Annotated in this window: 5 protein-coding genes and 2 tRNA genes; 5 read left to right on the top strand and 2 right to left on the bottom strand. The window is 67.1% G+C overall.

From position 1 onward, the window contains the following. Nucleotides 1-910 (bottom strand): HAMP domain-containing protein (locus ACLBYE_RS29340; protein WP_447696851.1); only part of this gene is annotated, 910 nt, incomplete at its 3' end. 1,121 nt (nt 911-2,031) lie between these two features. On the opposite strand from ACLBYE_RS29340, the gene ACLBYE_RS29335 reads away from it, so the two are divergent. Further along, nucleotides 2,032-2,481, top strand: a complete 450-nt coding sequence (locus tag ACLBYE_RS29335) for a MucR family transcriptional regulator (protein WP_447696850.1) — start codon at nt 2,032-2,034, stop codon at nt 2,479-2,481. A gap of 417 nt (nt 2,482-2,898) precedes the next feature. On the opposite strand, the gene ACLBYE_RS29330 is transcribed toward ACLBYE_RS29335, so the two are convergent. Next, a tRNA-Ser gene (locus tag ACLBYE_RS29330) sits at nt 2,899-2,988 on the bottom strand. A 178-nt stretch (nt 2,989-3,166) separates the two neighbouring features. Between ACLBYE_RS29330 and ACLBYE_RS29325 the strand changes: the two genes are divergently transcribed. The 4 genes from ACLBYE_RS29325 to ACLBYE_RS29310 all read left to right on the top strand — a co-directional run. Further along, nucleotides 3,167-3,240: transfer RNA gene (locus ACLBYE_RS29325), tRNA-Gln, on the top strand. 201 nt (nt 3,241-3,441) lie between these two features. Continuing rightward, nucleotides 3,442-3,753 (top strand): hypothetical protein, encoded by a 312-nt coding sequence (locus ACLBYE_RS29320; protein WP_447696849.1) that lies wholly within the window; start codon nt 3,442-3,444, stop codon nt 3,751-3,753. 39 nt (nt 3,754-3,792) lie between these two features. Next, a complete protein-coding gene (locus ACLBYE_RS29315) occupies nt 3,793-5,169 on the top strand; it encodes a PepSY-associated TM helix domain-containing protein (RefSeq protein ID WP_447696848.1) in 1,377 nt (458 codons plus the stop codon). Nucleotides 5,170-5,245: 76 nt separating this feature from the next. Continuing rightward, nucleotides 5,246-5,468, top strand: a 223-nt coding sequence (locus ACLBYE_RS29310) for a DUF2946 family protein (protein WP_447696847.1), incomplete at its 3' end; no start/stop codon positions are given.

The raw sequence follows: 5,468 nt of genomic DNA, 5'->3' as shown, positions 1-5,468 counted from the left end.
CCCGCCCCCCGCTCCCGCCGACGGCGCGCTCGAAGCCGTCGGCGAGCTCGACCATGGTGCGCTTGCGCTCGGCGGCGGCGGCCGCGTCGGCGCGGCGCCGGACCTCGGCCTCCTCGGCGGCCTTGCGGGCGACCATGGTCTTGATGCTCTCCACCGCCTGGCCGACGGCGCCGATCTCGTCGCCGCGCGTGGCCTCGCGGATCTCGGCGTCGACCGCACCCTTGGCCATCCGCTGCAGAACAGCGACGAGGCTGCCCAGCGGCCGGGTGATGCCGAAGATCACGATCAGCGCGGAGAGCGCGACGGCGCTGACGAGGCCAGCCACGGAGGCGCCGATCAGCACGGTTTTAGCCGTGGTGACGGCCTGCTCGGAGTCGTCGCGGGCTTGGCGCAGCTCGGCGTTCAGCCGCGTGACGCGACCTTGCACAAAATCCCGCATCTTGGTGCGCGCGGCAGAAGCGTCGGTCAGGAGGACCTTAGCAGCAGCTTCATTGTCATTCTTGAGGCCAAGCCCGTTGGACTTGTCCAGAGCCGAGTAGAACTCCTTGATAATACTCTGAAGAGTTTCGTTCGTGGACTTTCGATCGGGCGTGTCCGCCATCGCGATCAAGGTGTTCACAGCATCGAGTGACGTCTTCACAGCCGCATCGTAGCGCACTTTGTAGCCGGCCATCTCCTGCTCGCGAGTCTCGAGGATGAGATTGCGCGCCTGGATCGCTGCATCGTTGGTGTTGACCTGGACAGCCAAGATCCGCTCGAGGCGGACCGCCTGCGTGTCGACGATCTCGCGCATTTGCCCTGCGAGCAGATTGAGTTCTCCGATGGCGTAGTGAACCAGGCCGGCGGCGACCGCGGCCATGATCAGCAGCGGAACGGACGCCTTGATCAGGATACTGGAGTTTCGCAGCATAGGAGTACCACTTTATCATCTTTCAAGTGGCACAACGTAATGTGCATTACTTAAAATATGGTTAAAGCGCATTGATTATGCAGATAATGCATCGGTCGTCTCAGATATCATATTCGATACTAAGAGTCTGGATCAGATTAGGAGTGCATACTGGAATATCGATATTTGCATATGTTCCGATGCATTCAAGCGATGCTTAATGGCGAATATCGGTATTGAGAATGCATTCGCGAGGCAGGTCACGCCCGATGGCTGGCCGCCTCGGCATCATCGCGGGTGTAGCAAATCTGATCGCGGCGACCGTCGCCTCATGGCCGCACCGCGTGTCGAATCCTTGGCATCCAGCGTCGAAGTAAGCGGGAACACGGCCAACGCCCTCGTGAGCCTCATGGCAGCGGACGCATCTCACCCATCAACGGTCCGAGGCGTGACGCGATCGCGGCCAAGCGATCGGCGATCGCCAGAAACTTGCAGCTTCATCCCGGCTACCGGAATATCCCCCGGGAGGAGCCGGCACCCGAGGCGCAGAAGCTGTCTATCGCCATCTAGGAAGATATGGCCCGCGGCAATCGCGTTCCGGGACGTGAGACCGCATTCGATCGATGTAGTCCGACGATCTGTGGAAGGCCGTTTTCAGGAAGCGTCAGCTCCGTTCCGGCCGTCCGGGTTGGGCCGCGATTGGCCGTGAGCATAGTCAAGCTGACAGGGCACTGTTCCGAGCAGCCAGAATCCGGCGCTGAATCGCTGTTATGCGACCGGCCGCGGGCGTCGGGAAGGGATGCAGACTTGTCAGGGCGGAACCGCGATGGGCGACCCTGATCGCCTCGTGACGAGTCGAGCCGCCTGCAAGACGCGGCCTGCTGTGAATCGTGTCATGCGCTCGACGTCACCCTGCGTTGAATAACGATAAGCGCATCGTCCTGAGCACGCGATTCCGAGTGCCTCGGAGCCCTGTATCGCCCGGGATATCAACCACCGATAGCCAGCTTAACGACAATGCCATTACTTAAAGTAGTCATTATGAATACATTACATTAATGTGGATTAGATTTCATATGCGCCGCGTCTTACCAAGACGTATAGGAAATTCTCGACCAAAATGTGCGGGAGTAGACAGAGAAATGAATAATGATGCGGCCGACGCAAGCAACGCCTCCCTCGATTACAGCGCAATGACGGCGAACCTCGTGGCGGCCTACGTGTCTCACAATCGCGTCGCAGCCTCGGAGATGCCGGCGCTGATCGCGACGGCGGCCGCCGCCCTGACCGGCCTTCAGCCCACCGGTGCGTCCACCGCGGATGGAGACAGGAAAGCGACACCGGTGATGGTCCGGGCGTCGATCACACGCGAGGCACTGATCAGCTTCGAGGATGGTAAGCGGTACAAGACGATCAAGCGGCATCTGACCGCCTGTGGTTTGACGCCGGAGACCTACCGGGCGAAGTGGGGCCTGCCGAACGACTACCCGATGGTCGCTCCTGCCTACGCGGCCAAGCGGTCCAGGATCGCCAGAAGCTTGGCGCAGGGTCGGTCCCAGCGCGATCCCCATCCGGAAACTGTAGCCGGATAGCGGGCGCATTCCGAAGCTTCGTGTCCAGTCATGAAGTCCGCGCAGTATCCGAAGGAGATGGCTGGCCGGAGTGATTCTGTGCCGGTCTGCTTCCAGGGGGCAGAGGCAGGGAAGCGGACATCGCCATCCGGCCCGCTTCCGATCCTAGACCGATCTGAAGCCGGTCCGATCCGCTTCCGTAATCGGGCGAATAGCCCGGCAAAGCGCGCCTGCGGCGACGATATTCGGCGGTATGTCCTTCGTGACGACGCTGCCCGCCCGGACGATGCCGTGATCGCCTGATCCGTGATCTCGGCGGCCTCGCGCAGTCCAGAGACGGTCGGGGGTCCCTGAGCCACCAAGTCCCGTCAACTGGTGGGGCAGGTGGTGGGGTGGACCGCCAAACGGCGGGAAGCGCTGTCCACGATCCATGAATGCTGGCGGAAGGGGTGGGATTCGAACCCACGGTGGAGTTGCCCCCACGGCGGTTTTCAAGACCGCTGCCTTAAACCACTCGGCCACCCTTCCTGGCAGCATCCGCGACCTCACGGTTACGGCCGCGGCTGAGGTGGCGTCAACAGCAGAACAACCGGTTGACCTCCCGAACCATTCCGCCTATCTCACCGCCCACGCCCGGAGCCGCTCGATGCGCTGCGGGCTCTGCCCCGCCATCTTCGACACCGGATGCGCAGGGCTCACGGCTGATTGGGGGATAGTTTAACGGTAGAACGGTGGACTCTGACTCCTCTAGTCCTGGTTCGAATCCAGGTCCCCCAGCCACCGCGCCGGCCCGCCCGATCTCAGATCCGGCGGGTTTTTTCTTGCCGGAAGCCCGGCGCATCCTCCTCTGATCCTCAGCGAGGAGTGGGTCTGGCACGGACAGAAGAGCCATCGGCCGTTGACGCGCCGCGGCGCGGCCGCCTAGATCGGTCCATGCGCCGGTGCCAGCCTCTCACGGTTCGAGGGCGCGCGATCATCGGCTTGGTCGCGCTCTACGCGCTGCTGCTCCAAGCCTTCCTCGGCTTCGCCACTCCGGCCCAGGCCTGGGTCGATCCGGACGCGGTGATCTGCGCCGGTCACGCCTCGGGCGACCCCGCCGGCCCGGCGATGCACGCGCATCCGTGCTGCACGCTCGTGCAGGCCGGCGCGCTGGTCCTGCCGACCGTCGACCCGACGGCGACCGGCTGGCCCGTCGCCGCCGCGACGCGCCGCGCGTGGCGCCCCGAATCCGAGATCCCGACGACCGGCCCGCCGGCCTCGACCGGCACCGCGCGAGGTCCACCCAAGACCTGACGATCCAGCTCCCGATCGTTCAGGCCCGGACCTCCCATCATGTCGATTGTTCTCCACGGCGACGCCCCCGCGTACGGGGCGGACGCAACGCGGCGACTGTCCCGCGACGCCGTCTATCGGGCCGTCTGGCGGTGGCACTTCTATGCCGGCCTGCTCTGCCTGCCCTTCCTGATCAGCCTCTCGGCCACCGGCGCGCTCTACCTGTTCAAGGACGAGATCAACGGCAGCCTATTCGCGTACCGGACCCGGGTCGCGCCGCAGGCGACGGCGCCGATCGGCCCGGACCGGCTGATCTTCAACGCGCTGCAGGCCGTGCCCGACGGCGCGCCCGTCACCTACTTCGACCCGGCCGCGCCGGACGCCGCGGCGCGGGTGACGCTCGCGTCCGGCGACCGCCGGATCCACGTCTACCTGAACCCCTATACTGGCGACGTGCTCGACCGCGTCGACCGGGACCGCGAGCTCATGGCGGTGGTCCGCGGACTGCACAGCCTCGCCCTGGTCGGGCCCCTCGCGAACGCCGTCATCGAGATCGTCGCGGGTTTCGCGATCGTCCTGGTGTTGACCGGCGCGTATCTCTGGTGGCCCCGCGGCCGCGCGGGCGGCGTCGTCACGGTGCGCGGCGGCCCGCGCCGGCGCGTGTGGTGGCGCGACCTTCACGCCGTCACCGGGTTCGCAGCCGGCGGCGGGCTGCTCTTCCTGGCACTCACGGGCCTTCCCTGGTCGATCTGGTGGGGGCAGGAACTGCGCGCGTGGTCGAACGCCGCCGGCCTCGGGCAACCGGCCGCGCTCTGGGCGAATCGGCCGGTCTCGACGGTGCCGCTGCGCGACCGGCTGGAGGAGGCCGGGTGGACGCTGCAGGACGCGCCGGTGCCGCGCTCCGCCCCGGCCGCGGCCGCGAGCGTCGGGATCGACGACGCCGTGGCGATCCTTCGACATCTGGGGATGCCCCCCGGCTTCGAGCTGGCACTGCCCGTCGGCGCGGAGGGTGTCTACGCCGCCGCGATCTACCCGCGCGACGTCACGCGGCAGCGGGTCATCAGCCTCGACCAGTATTCCGGCCGTCCGCTGGTGGACGTCCATTTCCAGGATCTCGGACCGGTCGGCCGGGCGATCCAGTACGGGATCGGCGTCCACAAGGGCGAGCACTGGGGCCGCGCGAACCAGCTGGCGATGCTGGGCTTCTGTCTCGCCACATGCCTGCTCGCCGTCACCGCCGGGACGATGTGGTGGAAGCGGCGCCCGGCCGGCGGCCTCGGCGTGCCGCCCTGGCCCGCGGATCGGCGGGTGGCCGCGACCGTGACCGCGATCATCCTCGGGCTCGGGGCGCTCTTCCCGCTGACCGGGCTCGCCATCGCCGCCATGGTCGGCCTCGACCTCGCCGCGGGCCGGCTCCGAAGACGGTCGGCGCGCTGAGCCGGTGCGGGCGGGCGCCGTGCCCGTACACACGTCTCCGCGCCTGAGACGCGGGCGCCCGGGCCTCCCGGGCGCGGTGCTGATCGCGCTCGCGCTCTGGATCCAGGCGCTCGCGCCGGCCGTCGCGCTCCGGATGGCGCAGGCGGATCGGGGCGCGCTGCCCGGCCAGATCCTGTGCGGGCACGCGCCGGATCAGGCCGGTGACGCGGCCGTCGGCCCGGGCGCGCCGGCGCCGGGGTCCTGCGCCCTCTGCGGGCTGTGCCGCGCCGGCGCCGTCCCGCCGCTGCTCCCGCACGCGC

This window comes from Methylobacterium sp. A52T (assembly GCF_053346095.1).
Note: the sequence above shows the minus strand (reverse complement) of the source record. Positions and strands in the feature narration are given on the sequence as shown.

Excerpts from the sequence above, each read along its gene's own strand:
- ACLBYE_RS29315 (WP_447696848.1), top strand. The coding sequence starts at position 3,793 with ATGTCGATTGTTCTCCACGGCGACGCCCCCGCGTACGGGGCGGACGCA.
- ACLBYE_RS29335 (WP_447696850.1), top strand. The coding sequence starts at position 2,032 with ATGAATAATGATGCGGCCGACGCAAGCAACGCCTCCCTCGATTACAGC.